Annotated in this window: 16 protein-coding genes, 1 pseudogene and 1 other annotated feature; of the genes and pseudogenes, 6 read left to right on the top strand and 11 right to left on the bottom strand. The window is 56.3% G+C overall.

The window, feature by feature from the left end; translation table 11 throughout:
* Nucleotides 1–82 precede the first annotated feature (82 nt).
* Nucleotides 83–1,759, top strand: a complete 1,677-nt coding sequence (ybaL, locus tag NNN71_RS16865; RefSeq protein ID WP_064548024.1) for a YbaL family putative K(+) efflux transporter — start codon at nt 83–85, stop codon at nt 1,757–1,759.
* 102 nt (nt 1,760–1,861) lie between these two features.
* On the opposite strand, the gene NNN71_RS16860 is transcribed toward ybaL, so the two are convergent.
* Together NNN71_RS16860 and hemH are read right to left on the bottom strand one after the other, a co-directional pair.
* Entirely contained in the window at nt 1,862–3,166 is a 1,305-nt protein-coding gene (locus tag NNN71_RS16860) for an inosine/guanosine kinase (RefSeq protein ID WP_163445961.1), read from the bottom strand.
* Between the two features lie 63 nt (nt 3,167–3,229).
* Complete coding sequence (gene hemH / locus NNN71_RS16855) at nt 3,230–4,192, bottom strand: ferrochelatase (protein WP_167576462.1); 963 nt, start codon at nt 4,190–4,192, stop codon at nt 3,230–3,232.
* 84 nt (nt 4,193–4,276) lie between these two features.
* Here hemH and NNN71_RS25285 point away from each other — a divergent pair.
* A pseudogene (locus NNN71_RS25285) lies at nt 4,277–4,357 on the top strand (hypothetical protein); the annotation flags it as partial.
* Between the two features lie 19 nt (nt 4,358–4,376).
* Here the strand turns inward: NNN71_RS25285 and adk are convergent.
* The 7 genes from adk to NNN71_RS16820 form a co-directional block, all read right to left on the bottom strand.
* Nucleotides 4,377–5,021 (bottom strand): adenylate kinase, encoded by a 645-nt coding sequence (gene adk / locus NNN71_RS16850; protein ID WP_014069168.1) that lies wholly within the window; start codon nt 5,019–5,021, stop codon nt 4,377–4,379.
* A gap of 233 nt (nt 5,022–5,254) precedes the next feature.
* The gene (gene htpG, locus NNN71_RS16845) at nt 5,255–7,129 is read right to left on the bottom strand and encodes a molecular chaperone HtpG (protein WP_163445959.1); all 1,875 of its coding nucleotides are present in this window, start codon (nt 7,127–7,129) and stop codon (nt 5,255–5,257) included.
* A 107-nt stretch (nt 7,130–7,236) separates the two neighbouring features.
* Nucleotides 7,237–7,842, bottom strand: coding sequence for a recombination mediator RecR (gene recR / locus NNN71_RS16840; protein ID WP_271458955.1), 606 nt, complete (start codon nt 7,840–7,842; stop codon nt 7,237–7,239).
* Entirely contained in the window at nt 7,842–8,171 is a 330-nt protein-coding gene (locus NNN71_RS16835) for a YbaB/EbfC family nucleoid-associated protein (RefSeq protein WP_064548013.1), read from the bottom strand. Before NNN71_RS16835 ends, recR begins: the two co-directional genes overlap by 1 nt.
* Nucleotides 8,172–8,228: 57 nt before the next feature.
* Nucleotides 8,229–10,163 (bottom strand): DNA polymerase III subunit gamma/tau, encoded by a 1,935-nt coding sequence (gene dnaX, locus NNN71_RS16830; protein WP_271458954.1) that lies wholly within the window; start codon nt 10,161–10,163, stop codon nt 8,229–8,231.
* Nucleotides 8,835–8,899 (bottom strand) — a sequence feature (DnaX frameshifting element). Its footprint overlaps the gene before it by 65 nt.
* Before the next feature lie 92 nt (nt 10,164–10,255).
* On the bottom strand, nt 10,256–10,807 hold the full coding sequence (gene apt, locus NNN71_RS16825; RefSeq protein ID WP_052283817.1) for an adenine phosphoribosyltransferase: 552 nt from the start codon (nt 10,805–10,807) through the stop codon (nt 10,256–10,258).
* Nucleotides 10,808–10,956: 149 nt separating this feature from the next.
* Entirely contained in the window at nt 10,957–11,334 is a 378-nt protein-coding gene (locus tag NNN71_RS16820) for a DUF454 family protein (RefSeq protein ID WP_163445957.1), read from the bottom strand.
* 67 nt (nt 11,335–11,401) lie between these two features.
* Here NNN71_RS16820 and priC point away from each other — a divergent pair, with 67 nt between their 5' ends.
* Both priC and rsmS read left to right on the top strand, forming a co-directional pair.
* Nucleotides 11,402–11,929: a primosomal replication protein N'' gene (gene priC, locus NNN71_RS16815; RefSeq protein WP_271458953.1), complete on the top strand. Its 528-nt coding sequence runs from the start codon at nt 11,402–11,404 to the stop codon at nt 11,927–11,929.
* A gap of 10 nt (nt 11,930–11,939) precedes the next feature.
* A complete protein-coding gene (gene rsmS / locus NNN71_RS16810; RefSeq protein ID WP_163445955.1) occupies nt 11,940–12,101 on the top strand; it encodes a pleiotropic regulatory protein RsmS in 162 nt (53 codons plus the stop codon).
* A gap of 97 nt (nt 12,102–12,198) precedes the next feature.
* On the opposite strand, the gene mscK is transcribed toward rsmS, so the two are convergent.
* Nucleotides 12,199–15,549: a mechanosensitive channel MscK gene (mscK, locus tag NNN71_RS16805; RefSeq protein WP_163445954.1), complete on the bottom strand. Its 3,351-nt coding sequence runs from the start codon at nt 15,547–15,549 to the stop codon at nt 12,199–12,201.
* A 126-nt stretch (nt 15,550–15,675) separates the two neighbouring features.
* Complete coding sequence (gene acrR, locus NNN71_RS16800) at nt 15,676–16,320, bottom strand: multidrug efflux transporter transcriptional repressor AcrR (RefSeq protein ID WP_163445953.1); 645 nt, start codon at nt 16,318–16,320, stop codon at nt 15,676–15,678.
* A 142-nt stretch (nt 16,321–16,462) separates the two neighbouring features.
* On the opposite strand from acrR, the gene acrA reads away from it, so the two are divergent.
* Both acrA and acrB read left to right on the top strand, forming a co-directional pair.
* Nucleotides 16,463–17,659, top strand: a complete 1,197-nt coding sequence (gene acrA / locus NNN71_RS16795; RefSeq protein ID WP_163445952.1) for a multidrug efflux RND transporter periplasmic adaptor subunit AcrA — start codon at nt 16,463–16,465, stop codon at nt 17,657–17,659.
* 22 nt (nt 17,660–17,681) lie between these two features.
* Nucleotides 17,682–20,828, top strand: a complete 3,147-nt coding sequence (gene acrB, locus NNN71_RS16790; protein ID WP_064547999.1) for a multidrug efflux RND transporter permease subunit AcrB — start codon at nt 17,682–17,684, stop codon at nt 20,826–20,828.
* The last annotated feature ends 74 nt before the right edge of the window (nt 20,829–20,902 follow it).

Below are 20,902 nucleotides of genomic sequence, written 5' to 3'. Positions count from 1 at the left end.
ATTACGAGGTTTTTTGGTTTTCAGGCTGTTGCGACACTCTGCGCCAAAAATGGGACCACGCATCACGACGAAAGGAGACGGAATGCATCACGCCACACCGCTAATCACCACCATTGTTGGTGGCCTTGTGCTCGCTTTTTTCCTTGGCATGATTGCCAATAAGTTAAGAATTTCTCCACTGGTAGGATATTTGTTAGCGGGCGTACTGGCCGGACCCTTTACTCCAGGATTTGTCGCTGATACCAAACTGGCACCAGAACTCGCGGAATTAGGCGTTATTTTGCTGATGTTCGGCGTCGGTCTCCATTTCTCACTGAAAGATTTGATGGCGGTAAAGTCCATCGCCATACCCGGCGCGATAGCGCAGATAGCGGTCGCCACCCTGCTCGGGATGCTGCTCTCCACCTTCTTAGGCTGGTCCATAATGACCGGCATCGTCTTTGGCCTGTGCCTGTCTACCGCCAGTACCGTGGTGCTGCTGCGCGCGTTAGAAGAACGACAGCTTATTGATAGTCAGCGGGGGCAAATTGCCATCGGCTGGCTGATCGTTGAAGATCTGGTGATGGTCCTGACGCTGGTGCTGCTGCCCGCCGTCGCCGGAATGATGGAAAAAGAAAATATCGGTTTCGCCTCGCTGGCTATCGATATGGCGATAACCATCGGTAAAGTGGTGGCGTTTATCGCCATTATGATGCTGGTTGGCCGCCGCCTGGTGCCGTGGATCCTCTCTCGCAGCGCCGCCACCGGCTCTCGCGAACTGTTCACGCTCTCGGTACTGGCGCTGGCGCTGGGCATCGCCTTCGGCGCGGTAGAACTGTTTGACGTCTCGTTCGCGCTGGGTGCGTTCTTCGCCGGGATGGTGCTGAACGAATCCGAACTGAGCCATCGTGCGGCGCACGATACCCTGCCGCTACGTGACGCGTTTGCGGTACTGTTCTTTGTCTCCGTCGGCATGCTGTTTGATCCGCTGATTCTGATTGAGCAGCCGCTGGCGGTACTGGGAACGCTGGCAATCATCATCTTCGGTAAATCGCTCGCCGCGTTTGGCCTGGTGCGTTTGTTCGGCCACTCCCAGCGTACCGCATTAACCATCGCCACCAGCCTCGCGCAGATTGGCGAATTCGCCTTTATTCTCGCCGGTCTGGGCATGGCGCTGGATCTCCTACCGCAAGCCGGGCAAAACCTGGTGCTGGCGGGGGCGATTCTCTCCATTATGCTCAATCCGGTGCTGTTCTCCGTGCTGGAGAAATACCTCGAGAAAACGGAAACGCTTGAGGAACAGACCCTGGAAGAGGCGCTGGAAGATGAAAAACAGATTCCGGTAGATATCTGTAACCACGCGCTGCTGGTTGGCTACGGTCGCGTCGGCAGCCTGCTCGGCGAGAAGCTGATGGCGCAAGGGATTCCGCTGGTGGTGATTGAAACATCGCGTACCCGTGTCGACGAGCTGCGCGAGCGCGGCATTCGCGCGGTACTGGGTAATGCCGCCAACGAAGAGATTATGACGCTGGCGCATCTCGACTGCGCCCGCTGGCTGCTGCTGACCATTCCAAACGGCTATGAGGCCGGAGAAATCGTCGCCAGCGCCCGCGAGAAGTATCCGCATCTTGAGATTATCGCCCGTGCGCATTACGACGATGAAGTCGCGTATATCAGCGAACGAGGTGCCAATGAGGTGGTCATGGGTGAGCGTGAGATAGCGAAAACCATGCTGGGGCTATTGAGCGATCCGCCGTTGAGTGAGGCTGTTAGCGGATAGCATCGTAAGCCGGATAAGGCAAAGCCGCCATCCGGCAATGTTCGTGCCTGATGGCGCTACGCTTATCAGGCCTACGCGTTTACGTAGGCCTGAATAACAATATTACCGCTCCCAGTACGCCTCTTCGAGGCTATCTTCTTTCTCCGGCAGGCCGCGCGTCAAACGCGGCGAATGCTGGTTCAGCACCTGATAACTCACGCGGTTAGCATACTTACACACCTGCGCCAGCGACGAGTAGGTCAGCCAGTTATGCTGGTGCTTACTGGAATTCGGCACGTTGCTGCGATGGTAAGCGTTAGCGGTAATGTCGTGCAGCAGCGCCGCCAGCGCGCCGTCACCTGCGCCGTTGGTATTCATGATCTTCTCAGGGCCACCCATAAACGGCGCAATGTGCGAGTAGATGCGCAGCGGATCCTGACAGTCTTTATAGCGCACCGCACGGCTGAATTCATACTGGTTAAACTCGGCAATGGCCCCCGGCAGCAGCGGGTGCTGAGTTTTGCGCTTGGCTTCGTTTTCGGTGAAGCCCGCCATATACAGCCCGGTCGGCCCGGCGGTACACAGCACCAGGTCCACCCAATCCAGAGCTTTATCCGCCGCCTGTAACGGGTCGCTCAAGCCGGTCAGCGCTTCCGCTTCTTCTTCGTTCATCGCCAGAATCGACACGTGCTCTTTAATAAAGCTCTGCCACCATTCCGGGCTATCGGCAATCACAAACTTGGTGCCCAGCGTCAGCACCACCGGCACATTGTGTTTCTTCGCGTAGGCGATGGCCTGCATCGTGGCGTCCGGCATCGGCTCGCCCGGCTTGCAGCGCACCAGGTAAGAGGTAAGCACCAGCGCAGAGGCGCCGGCAATCACCGATTCCGGCACGCTTTCCGGACGCAGTTTGTTCATGTGTCCTGGGCTGATAGCAAAAGTACGCTCTCCGCTTTCGCTGATCAGCGTAAAGCAGCGGCCAATCGGGCCATCGACGCCCTGTAAATGGTTAAGATCGGTACGGCTGGAGGTATTACACAGGTAACGATAGGCATAGCCGCCAATTTCAATATTGCTGCACATGACGCCCAGCAGTACCGAACGATCGTCCGCCAGTACCGAATAGTTGTGCATGGTATTACCGATGGTGCCACCGGCAAACTGATGGGTAATCAGGCTCTCGCGTACCAGTTCCTGGTATAGCGCTTCCGCGACATCATCTTCAATCACCAGCGAATGCCCGGCGCTCAGGCCGTAGCGCTGAATAAACGCATCGTCGACTTTGGCTTCAATATCCACCAGCGTCTGGTCGATACCGACAACCCAGGCGGTACTGGTTTCACTTTCAGGTTGAATCTGCTGGAGCAGCGGATCGCGAGCGTCCACCGGGAAGTAATGTTTAGATTTGCGTTTACCGGGAAATTTCATGGTGATTTCTGGATGACTAGGAACAAGCGGGGAATAGTAGCACACTCCCCCGCCCGCTTGCGATTAGCGATACGACGCCGTCAGATTCACCATCATTTCGATATGCGCGGCATCGTCATTGAGGGCCGGAATATACTCATATTTCTGCCCGCCCGCCTCGAGGAACAGTTCGCGGTTTTGCACCGCAATCTCTTCCAGCGTTTCAAGACAGTCGGCAGAGAAACCCGGGCACATCACCTGAATATGTTTCACGCCCTTTTCCGCGAGCATCTTGAGCGTTTCGTCGGTATACGGCGTGAGCCATGGTTCGCGGCCAAAGCGCGACTGGAAGGTCATCATCACCTTATCAGGCGAAATACCCAACGCGGAGACCAGTTCACGCGTGGTGTCACGACAGCGCTGCGGGTAATCGTCGCCTTCATTAGCATAACGCTGAGGAATACCGTGGTAGGAAAGCAGCAGGAGATCGGGCTCGCCGTGGCGCTCAAATGACGCCCGTGCGCTCGCCGCCAGCGCCTGAATATAGTGGCGATCGGTCGCGTAATCACGAATAAACGAGACGCCCGGAATCGCGCGTTTGGTTGCCAGAATGCGTGCCAGTTCATCCCACACCGCAGCCACGGTGGAACAGGAATACTGCGGATAGAGCGGCAACACGATGAGCTGGTCAACGCCCTGCGCCAGCAGTTCATCCACCGCGCTTTGCAGCGATGGCGTGCCATAGCTCATGCCCAGCACCACCGGCACATCCGGCAGACGTGCCGCCAGCGCCTGCTGCTGACGACGGCTGTAGACCAGCAGCGGTGAGCCCTCTTCCATCCATACCGATTCGTATAGCTTCGCCACTCTCGGCGCGCGGATCGGCAGAATGACGCCGCGCAGCAACGGCCACCAAAGCAGGCGAGGCGTATCCACGACGCGCTTATCGCTTAAGAACTGCTTCAGATAGCGTTTAATGGCTTCAGACGTGGGAGCATCGGGAGTGCCGAGGTTAACCAGCAGGATACCAGGTTTCTTATGATGCATTACCGCCTCTTATCGATTCAAATTGTTGATAATTGTAGCGGAAAAGCGAGGAAGAAAAACTAATTGCTGTGAGAGGTAAAGCGAGAATTTTTGCCTGATGGCGCTGCGCTTATCCGGCCTACAGAACGGCATAGATCGGATAAGGCGTTTACGCCGCCATCCGGCATCGGATGGCGGCACAACATTAGCCGAGAATTTTTTCCAGCTCTGCGCGTACGTCAGCCACGGCCTGAGTGCCGTCAACTTTCGCGTATTTGGTGTTACCCGCCTGCGCTTCTTTGGAGTAGTAGCCGATCAGCGGCGCGGTCATCTGATGGTATTCCACCAGGCGTTTACGCACGGTCTCTTCCTGATCGTCCTTACGGGTGGTCAGCTCTTCGCCGGTCACGTCATCTTTACCTTCAACCTTAGGCGGGTTGAATTTGATGTGGTAAACGCGGCCAGAAGCGGCGTGTACGCGACGGCCAACGATACGGTCAACGATCAGCTCGTCTGGTACGTCGAATTCCAGCACGTAGTCAACGTTGATGCCCGCTTCTTTCATGGCGTCAGCCTGCGGAATGGTGCGCGGGAAGCCGTCCAGCAGGAAACCGTTGCGGCAGTCTTCCTGAGCGATACGCTCTTTGACCAGCGCGATAACCAGTTCGTCAGTAACCAGTTTGCCGGCGTCCATGATGTCTTTAGCCTGTTTGCCCAGCTCGCTGCCGGATTTAACAGCGGCGCGCAGCATATCACCGGTGGAAATTTGCGGAATGCCATATTTCTCCATGATGAACTGTGCCTGAGTTCCTTTACCCGCGCCAGGTGCGCCAAGCAGAATGATACGCATTGCGAAAATCCCCTCAAAGGTTGTCAATATTTTTTAAAAAGCGCTAAAAGATACCACCAGAACGGCGATGGCTCAAGGAAGGCGGGACGGCTGAAACGGTTAATGGTCAGATATTTTGCGTACGGAGCAGTTTGATGCCCTCACCCCGCCCCTCTCCCACTGGGAGAGGGAGAATACCAGCGCCGGGCCAGTCCCCCTCCCTTTCAGGGAGAGGGTTAGGGTGAGGGTAAGGTTTATGACACCAGCAGCTGGTTCATGCGGCGGATAAACTGGTTAGGATCGTCCAACGTACCGCGCTCGGCGAACAGCGCCTGGTCGAGCAGCAGTTCAACCCACTCTTTAAACTGCCCTTCGTCCTGGGTATCCGCGGTGCGTTTCACCAGCACGTGGTCCGGGTTCAGTTCAAAGATGTACTTCACTTCCGGCGCGGCCTGGCCCGCAGCGGCAAACAGCTTCGCCATCTGGGTGCTCATTTCATCGGCGTCGGTGGTGACGATGGCCGGGGTGTCGGTCAGACGGTGAGTCAGACGCACCTCTTTCACGCGGTCGCCCAGCAGGGTTTTCACGCGTTCAACGAACGGAGTCAGCGCTTTTTCTGCTTCTTTAGCGCTCTCGTCCACTTCATCCGCCAGCTTGTCGATGGACTCATCGGCTTTAGCAACGGACTGGAACGGCTTGCCGTCGAACTCGGTCAGGTAGTTCATCATCCACTCATCGATGCGGTCGGAAAGCAGCAGCACTTCGATGCCTTTCTTACGCAGCAGCTCCAGATGCGGGCTGCTCTTCGCCGCAGCATAGCTGTCGGCGGTGATGTAGTAGATCTTCTCCTGCCCTTCTTTCATGCGCGACACGTAGTCGGCCAGCGACACGTTCTGCTCGGAAGTGTCGGTATGGGTAGACGCAAAGCGCAGCAGTTTGGCGATCGCTTCCTGGTTAGCATGGTCTTCCGCCGGACCTTCTTTCAGCACCAGACCAAACTGTTTCCAGAAGGTCAGGTACTTCTCGGCGTCGTCTTTCGCCAGCTTATCCAGCATCTGCAGTACGCGCTTGGTCAGGGCGTTACGCAGGTTACGGGTGACGTTGCTGTCCTGCAGAATTTCACGGGAGACGTTCAGCGGCAGATCGTTGGAGTCTATCAGCCCGCGCACAAAACGCAGGTAGTTCGGCATAAACTGCTCGGCGTCGTCCATGATAAAGACGCGCTGCACGTACAGCTTCAGACCGTGTTTATGATCGCGGTTCCACATATCCCACGGCGCCTGCGACGGGATATACAGCAGGCTGGTGTACTCCTGCTTACCTTCCACACGGTTGTGGCTCCAGGTCAGCGGGTCGGTAAAGTCGTGGGCGATATGCTTGTAGAACGCTTTGTATTCATCGTCGTTCAGCTCGGCTTTATTACGCGTCCACAGCGCCTGCGCTTTGTTGATTTTCTCCCAGGAAACCACAGTTTCGCCGTCTTTCTCTTCGGATTTCTCTATTTCTACCGGCAGCGCGATATGGTCGGAATATTTGCTGATGATCGAGCGTACGCGCCAGTCGTCGAGGAACTCGTCCTCGCCTTCGCGCAGGTGCAGGGTAATTTCGGTACCGCGATCGTCTTTGGTGATGTCGGCCACGGTGTATTCGCCCGCGCCTTCGGATTCCCAGAACACACCGTTCTCTGCGCTATCGCCCGCCGCACGGGTGCGCACGGTAACTTTATCCGCCACGATAAACGCGGAATAGAAACCGACGCCGAACTGACCGATCAGCTGGCTGTCTTTGGCCTGGTCTGAGCCCATGGATTCGAGGAATGCTTTGGTGCCGGATTTTGCGATCGTCCCGAGATGATCGATCACCTCGTCGCGATTCATACCAATACCGTTGTCGGCAATGGTCAACGTACGCTTATCTTTATCGAAGGAGACGCGTACGCGCAGCTCGCCATCGCCCTCATACAGATCCGGGTTAGACAGCGCGCGGAAGCGCAGCTTGTCGGCAGCATCTGAAGCGTTAGAGATAAGCTCACGCAGGAAGATTTCTTTATTGGAATACAGAGAATGGATCATCAGGTGCAGAAGCTGTTTTACTTCTGACTGAAAGCCACGTGTTTCTTGTCCTTTCATTGCAAAATACCTCAATGGTGATTACAAGGTAAAAAAAGCGATGAGAGGAAAATGGGGATGGGTGGTGAGGATTTCAAGCGAGAGCAGAAAATCCTGCTCTCGTTTGATTAAAAACGAATCTTATGACGACCGGCCAGCGAGTGCGACAGCGTGGTGCCATCGACCATCTCCAGCTCACCGCCTACCGGAACGCCGTGGGCGATACGGCTGGCTTCAACGCCATATTGCGCGCACAGCTCAGCGATATAGTTGGCCGTGGCTTCCCCTTCCACCGTCGGGTTGGTGGCGAGGATAATCTCCGTGAGCTGCTCCGTTTCCAGACGCTGCTCAAGGCGGTCAAGACCAATATCATCCGGGCCGATGCCGTCGAGCGGCGACAGATGCCCCATCAGCACGAAGTAGCGGCCGGAGAACTGCCCGGTCTGCTCAATGGCGTAGATGTCCGCCGGACTCTCCACCACGCAGACCTGGCCGTTTTCCTGGCGACGCGGGTTCGCACAAATGTTGCACACCTCCTGCTCGGTGAAGGTGCGGCAATCGGCGCAGTGGCCGATTTCCGACATCGCGCGGGTTAACGCTTGCGCCAGACGCATCCCGCCGCTGCGGTCACGCTGCAGCAGGGTAAACGCCATGCGCTGCGCCGACTTCGGGCCAACGCCCGGCAGGCAGCGCAGTGCTTCCATCAGCTGAGTTAACAGCGGACTGGTTTGCATCAGAACGGCATCTTGAAGCCTGGCGGCAGCTGCATACCGGAGGATACAGAGGCCATTTTCTCTTTCTGGGTTTCATCAATACGGCGCGCCGCATCGTTGAACGCCGCAGCGACCAGGTCTTCCAGCATCTCTTTGTCGTCTTCCAGCAGGCTTGGGTCGATTTCAACGCGACGGCAGTTGTGCGCGCCGTTGATGGTCACTTTGACCAGACCTGCGCCAGATTCGCCGGTGACTTCCAGCTGGGCGATTTCTTCCTGCATTTTCTGCATTTTGTCTTGCATCTGCTGGGCCTGTTTCATCAGGTTACCCAGACCGCCTTTACCAAACATAGGCTTCTCTCTCAGTAGGTCACGTTAAAGAATAACGACCGTAAGCAGCGCTTGCGGTCAAATGGGGCGAATACTCTCTTCATCCAGGTCCGCGTCGAAGAACCGGCGCAGGGTCTGAATGTTATTATCCGCGATGATCGACTCGCGCGCCTGCGCGAGTTTCTCTTCATAAATGGCCTGTCGCCACTCCAGCGGCGTACGCACCGCCGGATTATCATCTTCCACGATGGTCAATTCAACAGGCGCGCCGTATAAACTGCTCATCGCCTCAGCCAGCTTCTGCTTCGCGCCGGGGGAATTAAGATGCCGCTGCGTCGGGCGCAGATGCAGGCACACCGTACTGCCGTCCTGCTCTTTCCACGCGTTGAGCGCCACCTGCTCGACCAGCTTCGGCAGCGCCATCTGGCTGACCTCCGCCGCCCACGGGTCGCGCTCTAATGATTCCGCCGCCAGCTTCGCCGACAGTTCCGGCGTTTTTTCATGCTCCAGCGCTTTCTTCAACGCTTTTGGCGTGGCGACTTCTTCTTTTTTGACTTCTTCAACCGGCGTGGTCGCTTTCCAGCGATAAGCCTCTTTTTTCGCCGCCGGTTGGGTCAACGCGGACGGCGCCGGGCGCGCCTGAACGCGTTCGGACACCGAAGCCAGTCTTTCCAGCGCAGCGTTATTCACCGGCCGCGCGCGGGAAGCGGCTGCCGGTTCACTCTTTTTTGGGGTGGTTGCTCCCTGACTGCTTTGCTGCAACTGACGTCGCGCGGCCAGCACCTGATTGGTGGACTCCGGCAGCGGCGCGGCCGCTGGCGGCGGCGTCATCGGTGCGGCAGAAGGCATGGGCGCAGGCTGTTGCGTCACCGGGGCATAGGCAGGCGCAAACGTCTGCTGCGGCCTTTCCGGCTCCGGCAGCGGCGCATTCGGATGAAATGCCAATGCGCGCAGCAGCGTCATTTCAATGCCCATGCGGCGATCCGGCGCGAACGGCAGCTCTTTGCGGCCAATCAGCAGCGTTTGATAGTACAACTGCACATCGGTGGGCGGCACGGTACGCGCAAGGTTGCGCATCCGTTGTTCAATCGCCGCCATATCGCTGCCCAGCGCCGCAGGCGACAACTGAACCATGGCAATCCGGTGCAGCAGACTCTGCATTTCAACCAGCAGCGCCTCCCAGTCGACGCCGCGCAGCGCGGCATCGTTAACCAGTTCCATCGTCCGCTCGCCATTCGCGGCCACCAGCGCTTCAATCAGCGACAGCGCCTGGTCGTCATCCAGCGTGCCAAGCATTTCGCTGACGGAGACGGTTGTCAGCTGGCCTTCGCCGCTGGCAATCGCCTGGTCGGTGAGGCTTAACGCATCGCGCAGGCTACCGTCCGCCGCACGCGCCAGCAGCTGCAGGGCGCGAGGCTCGTGGACGATATGCTCTTCGTCGAGGATATGCTCAAGCTGATGGCGAATCTGCTCAACGTCGAGCGCCTTGAGGTGGAACTGAAGACAACGCGAGAGAATGGTCACCGGCAATTTTTGCGGATCGGTGGTCGCCAGCAGGAATTTGACGTGCGCAGGCGGCTCCTCCAGCGTCTTCAACAGCGCGTTGAAGCTATGGCGGGAGAGCATGTGCACTTCGTCGATCAGATAGACCTTAAAGCGGCCGCGCGCGGGCGCGTACTGAACGTTATCCAGCAGGTCGCGAGTATCTTCGACTTTGGTTCGCGAGGCGGCGTCGATCTCAATTAAATCGACGAAACGCCCCTGCTCAATTTCACGGCAGTTATCACACACGCCGCAAGGCGTGGCAGTAATGCCGGTTTCGCAGTTCAGCCCCTTCGCCAGTAAGCGGGCGATAGAGGTTTTCCCGACGCCACGGGTGCCGGAAAAGAGATATGCGTGATGAATGCGCCCTAACGATAAGCCGTTCGCCAGTGCGGTCAGCACATGTTCCTGGCCGACGACGTCAGCAAAGGTTTGTGGGCGCCATTTTCGGGCTAAGACCTGATAACTCATTGGCAGGCTCTGAAACGCTGGAAGGTGGATTCACGAAGGGATAATGCTACCACAGCCCCGCCGGATCGGCGAGGCTATGTATCGGGAAATGCTTAGTGCCCCGGGAAATTCACCAGGCTGTAGCTGGTGATGCCCTGTTTTTCCAGGCGCTGTTCGCCGCCCAGATCGAACAGGTTGATGATGAAGGCCGCATCGTGCACTTCGCCACCCAGACGACGGATCAGTTTCACCGTCGCTTCAATGGTCCCGCCGGTTGCCAGCAGATCGTCGACCACCAGCACTTTGTCGCCCGGCTTGATCGCGTCAACGTGGATTTCCAGCTGATCGGTGCCGTACTCCAGCTCGTAGCTTTCGGCGATGGTTTCACGCGGCAGCTTGCGCGGTTTACGCACCGGGACAAAACCTACGCCCATTGCCAGCGCGACCGGCGCGCCAAACAGGAAACCACGCGCTTCGGTACCCACGACTTTGGTGATACCGGCGTCTTTGTACTTCTCGACCAGCAGTTCAATGCTGAGCGCGTAGGCTTTCGGGTCTTCCAGTAAGCTGGTGACATCGCGGAAAAGAATGCCAGGTTTCGGATAATCCTGGATGCTCTGGATGCTGTTCTTCAGATATTCAAGCTGCTGTGCAGTTGCGGTCATAGGTTTGTGCCTGATTGAAACAGTGTTACTCAAGGCGAGCAAAATGGGCTAAAAGTTACATTTGATTAACTTTTAACCAGGCGCGCCTGTGCTCGAAAACGCCAGAATTTACTGGCAAGCTCGCAGAATTGCAACACCATTAATGCGGTTCACGGCTTTTGTTGCTCTGCATCAACGACGGGAATTCGCCATAAAAAAATCAACAATCCGCAGAGGATGACCAGCAGCAGTAGACGAACCCACAGCAAATTGACCAGCCACAGCGAAACAGCAAAGGTCAACAAAATCACCGCGATGGCGCGCGGCTTCGCGCCCGGCGGCATAGCTTTGTAACGCTGCCAGTGGCGCAGATAGCCGCCAAACCAGGAGCGATACAGCAGCCAGTTATGAAAACGCGGCGACGAGCGGGCGAAGCACCAGGCGGCCAGCAGAATAAACGGCGTGGTGGGCAACAGCGGCAGCACAACGCCGATTGTGCCGAGGGCTACCGCCAGCCAGCCAATAATGATTAGAATAGTACGCTGCATAATGCGAATCGTTATCAAATGAGCATGCTACTGTAGCATAGCCGATAACAAGAAAACGGAGAATCCGGTGAAAACGGCCCTGCTTTTACAAACGCTGGAACAACAGCTTGCGCGTCTGCAGGCGCGTATCGCGCCGCTTTCCGCGCACGCCACGCTGAGCACCCGCTTTGACCGTCAGCTGTTCCAGACGCGCAGCACCCAAATGCAGGCCTATCTTGATGAGGCGAACGCCCATTTTCAGGAGTTAAAGCACGCCGTCGAGCAGCAACAGCTGCCGCAGGTTGCCTGGCTTGCTGAACGTCTTGCGGCGCAAATTGAAGCCATCAATCGGGAAAGCGAAGCCTGGTCGCTGCGTGTGTGGGACAGCGCCTCGCCGGGGTTACGTCGCTGGCAGCGTAAGCGGCTGGAAACACAGGAGTTTGAGCGTCGTCTGCTGGAGATGAAGCAGCAGCGCCAGCAGCAGTATCAGCAGGCGACCACGCTCGACGATCAACAGCGTCTGGCCCGCGAAATTACCGCCTTTGACGGTCGACTTGCCCGCTGCCGTCAGGCGCTGGAAGAAATAGAACGAGTGCTGGCGCGCATCACGCGCTAAAGGAGAAAGTATGTCGCTGGAAAACGCGCCCGATGACGTCAAGCTGGCGGTCGATTTAATAGAGCTGCTGGAGAGCAACCAAATCGCCCCGGAAATTGTGCTAAGCGCGCTGGAGATGGTGCGCAAAGATTACATCAACAAGCTGAAAAGCCGCCCGGATGAGGCGCCTTAGCGCCCAGGACACGATCTGTAGGCCGGATAAGGCAACGCCGCCATCCGGCAATATACGGCGGCGTGCCTGATGGCGCGGCTCTTATCAGGCCTACGGATTAATCGGCAATCATATCCTTGCCGTCATTTTTACTATCGCGCTTCACTTCCGTCACTTCATCGCCCTTCTCATTGTGCAGATGCACTTCCAGCTGGTTGAAGGCGATATTGATGTCGTTTTCGCGGCACAGGCGGTCGATGGTGCGGTTCAGTTCATCGACGGTGTAGCTGCGGTCGCGCAGTTCACGCACGTACAGACGCAGTTCGTGATCCAGCGTGCTGGCACCAAAAGCGGTAAAGAAGACCGACGGCTCCGGATCGTGCATCACCTTCGGATGCTCCATCGCCGCTTTCAGCAGCACCTCTTTCACTTTGGTCAGATCCGATCCATAAGCCACGCCGAGGCGGATCACCACGCGGGTGATGGTATCGCTGAGCGACCAGTTGATCAGGCGTTCGGTGACGAAAGCCTTGTTCGGGATGATCACCTCTTTGCGATCGAAATCAGTAATGGTCGTCGCGCGGATGCGGATCTTGCTAACCGTCCCGGAGAAGGTGCCGATCGTCACCGTATCGCCAATGCGAACCGGACGTTCAAACAGAATAATCAGGCCGGAGACGAAGTTACCGAAAATCTCCTGCAAGCCAAAACCAAGACCTACCGATAGCGCGGCGGCCAGCCACTGCAGTTTATCCCACGACACGCCCAGCGAGCCGAACACGGTCATCGCCCCGACGGCGATAATCACGTAGTTCAGAATCGTGGTGATGGCGTAGGAGGCCCCCTGACGCATGTTCAGCCGCGAAAGCACCAGCACTTCCAGAAGACCTGGTAAGTTACGGATCAGCGCCCACGCCACCATCGAGGCGATAATGGCGAACAGCAGGCTGCCCATGGTGACGCTTTTCACCACGCTCGCCCCGGCTTCGGTGCCGTTGTAATGCCACAGGGTGATGCTGTCCAGATAGCTAAAGACGGTAATTAAGTCAGACCAGATAGCCCAGAACATCACGCCAAACAGCGCAATCATCACCAGCATGGTGATACGCAGCGTCTGCTGGTTGATCTGCTCCAGCGCGATCGCCGGTTCTTCCTGCGGTTCGGCGCCTTCGGCCCCCTCTTTCACCATATTCTGCCGACGCGCGACCGCACGACGGTATGCGATGCGTCGCGCCGCGACGCTCAGGCCGCGAAGCACGGTCTGGTAAAGCAGGTTCCAGAAGATCACCAGATAAACGGTTTCAATCCAGCGGCCAGAGAGGCGCAGCGTGGTGTAGAAATAACCGGTGGCGGTCAGCACCATCAGGCCGACCGGCACCAACGCCAGCACGGTCATGGTGATCAGGCGCAGGCTGTGTGATTCTTTATCGCGCCAGCTTTCGCGGCACATTGGCCACATCAGCGTCGCAATCACCAGCAGGTTAAGGAAAATCACGAACTGCCCCAGCACGTCGTCCATCAGGTTCAGCGGCGAAAGCTCGGACACCACCGACCAGAAGTGCAGCGGCAGCAGCGCCAGGCTGATGCGCACAATCTGCCGACGCCAGTGGCTGGTCAGCTGTTCCGGCATATTGAAGTGGCGTACGGCAACGCCGTTTTTCTCCAGCACCTTCCAGCACAGGCCAAACACCAGCCAGAAAATCGCCAGCTTTTTACTGAATGCCCACAGCAGCGCGCTGATGTTGAGTTGCATGGTGAGCAAAATCAGGCCAATCGCCAGAATGATCAGCACCACCGGCAGCGCGCGAATGAGATCGATGAGGATAGCCTTCGGCGTATGCAGTTGGCTGTCGTTACGAAGATTACCCACCTGATCGCCGAGCTTGTCCTGATAGCTGCGCAACCACTGTAGCCGCCAGCGAATCAGCCCGGCAATCAGCAGCAGCGGAAGCCCGGCAAGGAAGGCGACAAACACGGCGGGCCACGCTTTCTCCCAGTTTACGGTGATTTTCATCGACTTAAACTGGTCTTTCAGCGCTTCCGGGAAGGACTTAATCCAGTCCCAGTCCATCGGTTTATTGCTGTTAACCCAGAAAATTTGCTGGGTCAGAATAGATTTCAGGCTTTTTGACACGCTCATCAACTGCTGCTGATTGATTTGCAGGTTGATAGCCATCATCAGCTGGGTGCCCAGCTGTTTGTTGATCAGATCCAGCATTTCGCGGCGCGCATCGACAATTTGCAGCAGCGCGTCGTGCACTTCGCTATCCACTTCGCTGCTATGCCCTTCCTCCAGTTTGGCGACGAATTCATCGCTCTGGAACAGGGCATCACGCTGCTGGTTAATCTCAAACTGTTCGAGTCGCAGGTCGGCGATGCGGGTGGTCATATCCTCCAGTTCATCCGCCGACGGCAGCGTCTGCTGCTGTTGATAAAGAATACGCGACAGCAGCAGGCTTCCCTTCAGGACGGCAATCTGCTCTTTTACGTTACGTTCAGATTGCAGCGCGCGGTCGAGCCAGGTTTTCACCTTGATGTTCTGTTGCACCAGTTGGTTGCCGCTTTCGGTGGCGGTAATCAACTTCTGGCTTAACTGATGGTTAACTTCCAGCTCCTGCTTCACCAGCGGATTGCCCTGAATGCGGGCGGTCTCTTCCGGCGAGGCGTTTTCAGCGGCGGTTTTTTCCGTCAGCGTCAGGCGCTTGCTGTTCACCGCTTCCTGCAGCAGTTGAAGCTGGTGCTCCAGACGCGTGCTGTAAGCGGTCACGTAGTCACGTTGTTTTTGCAGGGTATCCTGCAAAGAGGTATTGCTGGCGAGGCTTTTACGCTGTAGCTCAATTTCGGCGTCGAGCAGCGTTTTCTGCACCTGTAGCATCGTCTGCTGGGTCGGCCGCAGCCCGTCCCCGACGGTGTTCGCGTTCAGGCTGTTTCGCACCTGCAGCAGTTGCTGCGAGGCTGAGTTCATGGCGTTCTGTACGCGCTCTGGCTGGGTTTGCAGCGAAACCAGCTGGCTGTTGTAAGTGGCAAGGTCGTTTTGCGCATTTTGCAAATCGTCAACGGCCTGCGAGACGCGAGCTTCCAGCTGGCGCAAGGACAGCGTGCTCAACGTTTTTCGCGTTTCTTCATCACTATCAACGTCACTCAGCGCATTGAGATTATCGGTGGCCTGACGCAGCTTGAGCGGAGCTTGATCCACCTGTTTTTGCAGCGCCGCGGTTTCCGCCTTCACGTTGTCGATTTTATCCAGCAGCTGCAGAGTCTCCGTGAGGTCCTGCTGAACCAGTTTTTCCTGCGGCGTCAGGTCTTTCTTGTTATTCAACGCCGATAGCTGATCCTGGACATCGGCGCGGTCAGGAATATCGCTACCGTTGAGCGCGCGCGCCTGCGCCGTGGCTAACGAGAAAAGAAAGCAGACAATAATAATGAAAAATGCGGAAATCGTGGCCCGAGGGCGGATATTATGCAGCATAATTTTAACATGAGTGGTTGCTAAAGCCGGTGAAAAACCGGGGATAAATGCCCGCGCAGAATAGCACTTCTGGCTACAGGCGAAAAGTCGCAGAATCCAGGATTATTCCTGGTAATTAAGGAAGGTTCAGGCCGGCGTCTCGCCGCGCAGCGTCGGGCAAAATTGGTACATCTCGAGCAGGATGGCGACATAAGCCTGCGCCTCTGCCCGTAGGTCGAACGAAGTTGGGGCAAACAGCCAGTTTTCCATCAGCCCGGAAATATAGCTGCGGGTGAGAATAGCCGCGCGGCGACTGAGCAAATTAGCCGGTAAGACGTTGGCTGCCACACAGTCATTTAACGTCTGTTCAATGCGATCGTAACTTTCTAAACATAAATTACGCTGTGCCTGTTGCACTACGGCCATTTCACCGACAAACTCACATTTGTGAAAAATGATTTCCATCATCAGACGTCGGCGCTCTTCGAGAACGGTAGCTTCGAGAATGTAAACCAGGATTTCCCTCAATACTGAGAGTGGATCCCCCGGGTATTTTGCCCGATACTCAATCTCAAGATCGCTGATGCTGGATTCTGATAACGCCCAGATTTCGTTAAACAGATCCGACTTATCCTTAAAGTGCCAGTAGATTGCCCCACGCGTCACCCCAGCCGCTTTTGCAATCTCGGCGAGTGAAGTAGATGATACCCCCTGCTGTGAGAACAACCGTAGGGCAACATCCAGTATGTGCTGACGCGTAGCTTGCGCTTGTTCTTTGGTTTTTCGTGCCATAGGTCGGTGAAATTGCAGGGGTTAGATTTACATACATTTATGAATGTATGTACCATAGTATGACGATAATACAAACGCAGCAATGGGTTTGTGGACGCTTGTTCCATTGATCAATTTGAAATCGGACACTCGAGGTTTACATATGAACAAAAACAGAGGGTTAACGCCTCTGGCGGTCGTTCTGATGCTCTCAGGCAGCTTAGCGCTAACAGGATGTGACGACAAACCAGCTCAGCAAGGAGCACAACATATGCCAGAAGTTGGCGTTGTGACGCTCAAATCTGAACCTCTTGTAATCACGACAGAATTACCGGGACGTACCAGCGCCTTCCGTATCGCGGAAGTTCGTCCGCAGGTCAGCGGTATTATTCTGAAGCGCAACTTTATCGAAGGTGGCGAAATCACAGCGGGCGAATCGCTGTATCAGATTGATCCGGCAACTTACCAGGCGTCTTATGAAAGTGCGAAAGGTGATTTAGCGAAAGCCGAAGCGGCAGCGAACATCGCCAAACTGACCGTCAGCCGTTACTCCAAACTGCTGGGTACTCAGTACATCAGTAAACAGGATTACGATACCGCCCTGGCCGATGCCCAACAGGCTAACGCCGCCGTTGTCGCCGCAAAAGCCGCCGTAGAAACCGCGCGTATCAACCTGGCTTATACCAAAGTCACCTCGCCTATCAGCGGACGCATTGGTAAGTCTTCGGTCACCGAAGGCGCGCTGGTACAGAACGGGCAAACCACCGCGTTGGCCACCGTTCAGCAGTTGGACCCTATCTATGTTGACGTTACGCAGTCCAGCAACGACTTCCTGCGCCTGAAGCAGGAGCTGGCGGATGGCAAACTGAAACAAGAAAACGGCAAAGCGAAAGTGGATCTGGTGACCAACGACGGCATCAAATATCCGCAGAGCGGCACCTTAGAGTTCTCTGACGTGACCGTTGACCAGACGACCGGTTCTATCACGCTGCGCGCGATCTTCCCGAACCCAGATCATACGCTGCTGCCGGGCATGTTCGTGCGTGCACGTCTGGAAGAAGGTACCAACCCAACTGCACTGCTGGTGCCTCAGCAGGGTGTCACCCGTACGCCACGTGGCGACGCGAGTGCGCTGGTTATCGGTGAAGGCGATAAAGTTGAAACCCGCCAGATTGTTGCAACCCAGGCCATTGGCGATAAATGGCTGGTGACCGAAGGTCTGAAAGATGGCGATCGCGTCATCATCAGCGGTCTGCAAAAAGTGAAACCTGGCGTTCAGGTAAAAGCCCAGGAAGTCACTTCTGACGATAAACAGCAAGCCGCAGCGGGCGCTGCTCAGTCAGAACAATCCAAGTCTTAACTTAAACAGGAGCCGTTAAGACATGCCTAATTTCTTTATCGATCGCCCCATATTTGCGTGGGTGATCGCCATCATTATCATGCTGGCTGGGGGGCTATCGATCCTCAAATTGCCGGTTGCGCAATATCCGACGATTGCGCCGCCTGCAATTTCGATCACAGCCATGTACCCCGGTGCTGACGCCGAAACGGTGCAGAACACGGTTACTCAGGTTATCGAACAGAATATGAACGGTATCGATCACCTGATGTACATGTCCTCCAACGGCGACTCCACCGGTACCGCAACCATCACGCTGACCTTCGAATCCGGTACCGATCCGGACATCGCTCAGGTTCAGGTACAGAACAAGCTCGCACTGGCAACGCCGCTTCTGCCGCAGGAAGTTCAGCAGCAGGGTATCAGCGTTGAGAAAGCGTCCAGCAGCTTCCTGATGGTCGTCGGTGTTATCAACACCAACGGCACCATGAACCAGGACGATATTTCTGACTACGTGGCAGCGAACATGAAAGACGCCATCAGCCGTACCAGCGGCGTGGGCGACGTTCAGCTGTTCGGTTCTCAGTATGCGATGCGTATCTGGATGGACCCGAACAAGCTGAACAACTTCCAGTTGACGCCGGTTGATGTCATCAGCGCTCTGAAAGCGCAGAACGCCCAGGTTGCGGCAGGTCAGTTAGGTGGTACGCCGCCTGTACCTGGCCAGCAGCTGAACGCCTCTATCGTGGCGCAGACCCGACTGACGAATACCGAAGAGTTTGGCAACATTCTGCTGAAGGTCAATCAGGACGGTTCACAGGTTCGCCTGCGCGACGTTGCGAAAATTGAGCTCGGCGGTGAAAGCTATGACGTGGTAGCGAAGTTTAACGGACAGCCGGCTTCCGGTCTGGGGATTAAACTGGCGACCGGCGCTAACGCCCTGGACACCGCGAATGCCATTCGCGCTGAACTGGTGAAAATGGAGCCGTTCTTCCCGTCAGGCCTGAAAATCGTTTACCCGTACGACACCACCCCGTTCGTTAAGATCTCGATTCATGAAGTAGTGAAAACACTGGTCGAAGCGATCATCCTGGTGTTCCTGGTGATGTATCTGTTCCTGCAGAACTTCCGCGCGACGTTGATCCCAACCATCGCCGTACCGGTCGTCCTGCTCGGGACCTTTGCGGTGCTTGCCGCGTTCGGCTTCTCGATAAACACCCTGACGATGTTCGGGATGGTGCTCGCCATCGGGCTATTGGTGGATGACGCCATCGTGGTGGTCGAGAACGTTGAGCGTGTGATGGCCGAAGAGGGCCTGCCGCCTAAAGAAGCGACGCGTAAGTCCATGGGCCAGATTCAGGGCGCACTGGTCGGTATCGCGATGGTGCTGTCCGCGGTATTTATCCCGATGGCCTTCTTCGGCGGTTCTACCGGTGCTATCTATCGTCAGTTCTCCATCACTATCGTTTCGGCGATGGCGCTGTCGGTACTGGTGGCGTTGATTCTGACGCCGGCGCTGTGTGCCACTATGCTGAAACCTATTCAGAAAGGCAGCCACGGCACAACCACCGGTTTCTTCGGCTGGTTTAACCGGATGTTCGAGAAGAGCACGCACCACTACACCGATAGCGTAGGCAACATTCTGCGCAGCACCGGTCGTTACCTGCTGCTGTATCTGATCATCGTTGTCGGCATGGCGTTCCTGTTTGTACGCCTGCCAAGCTCGTTCCTGCCGGACGAAGACCAGGGCGTATTCCTCAGCATGGCGCAGCTGCCTGCCGGTGCGACCCAGGAACGTACGCAGAAAGTGCTGGATGAGATGACCGATTACTATCTCACCAAAGAGAAAAACAACGTTGAATCCGTCTTTGCCGTAAACGGCTTCGGCTTCGCGGGGCGTGGCCAGAACACCGGTATCGCGTTCGTGTCGCTGAAAGACTGGAGTGAACGTCCGGGCGCAGAGAACAAGGTTGAAGCGATTACCGGTCGTGCGATGGGCTACTTCTCGCAGATTAAAGACGCGATGGTGTTCGCCTTTAACCTGCCGGCTATCGTAGAACTGGGTACCGCGACCGGCTTCGACTTCCAGCTGATTGACCAGGCGGGTCTGGGACACGAAAAACTGACCCAGGCGCGTAACCAGCTGTTCGGGATGATTGCCCAGCACCCAGACGTGCTGACCGGCGTACGTCCTAACGGCCTGGAAGATACGCCGCAGTTCAAGATTGATATCGACCAGGAAAAAGCCCAGGCGCTGGGTGTATCCATCAGCGACATCAATACCACTCTCGGCACGGCCTGGGGCGGTAGCTACGTCAACGACTTCATCGACCGCGGTCGTGTGAAGAAGGTGTACCTGATGTCTGAAGCGAAATACCGTATGCTGCCGGAAGATATCGGCAAATGGTACGTTCGCGGTAGCGATGGTCAGATGGTGCCGTTCTCCGCATTCTCTACTTCACGTTGGGAATACGGCTCACCGCGTCTGGAACGTTACAACGGTCTGCCATCCATGGAAATCCTGGGTCAGGCGGCTGAAGGTAAGAGTACCGGTGAGGCCATGAACCTGATGGAAGAACTGGCGGGTAAACTGCCTGCGGGTATCGGCTACGACTGGACGGGGATGTCCTACCAGGAACGTCTGTCCGGTAACCAGGCCCCTGCCCTGTACGCGATTTCCCTGATCGTCGTCTTCCTCTGTCTGGCAGCGCTGTATGAGAGCTGGTCAATTCCGTTCTCGGTTATGCTGGTGGTTCCGCTGGGGGTTGTTGGTGCGCTGCTGGCCGCAACGCTGCGCGGTTTGACCAACGACGTTTACTTCCAGGTTGGTCTGTTGACCACCATCGGTCTATCGGCGAAAAACGCCATCTTGATTGTTGAGTTTGCCAAAGACCTGATGGACAAAGAAGGTAAAGGTCTCATCGAGGCGACGCTGGAAGCGGTTCGTATGCGTCTGCGTCCAATCCTGATGACCTCGCTGGCCTTTATCCTCGGCGTAATGCCGCTGGTTATCAGTTCCGGTGCAGGCTCCGGTGCGCAGAACGCCGTTGGTACCGGCGTAATGGGCGGGATGGTCACGGCGACCGTACTGGCTATCTTCTTCGTACCGGTGTTCTTCGTGGTCGTGCGTCGTCGTTTCAGTCGTAAAAACGAAGACATTGAGCACAGCCATAAGGTTGAGCATCACTAAAACGCTCTCACCGAAAGGGCCGCGCAAGCGGCCCTTTTTTTATCCCGTTGCCAACAATCTTAAAACGTCTACTT

It is taken from the genome of Kluyvera sp. Awk 3 (genome assembly GCF_028069715.1).
In the GTDB taxonomy this organism is placed as follows: Bacteria; Pseudomonadota; Gammaproteobacteria; order Enterobacterales; family Enterobacteriaceae; genus Kluyvera; species Kluyvera georgiana_A.
Note: the sequence above shows the minus strand (reverse complement) of the source record. Positions and strands in the feature narration are given on the sequence as shown.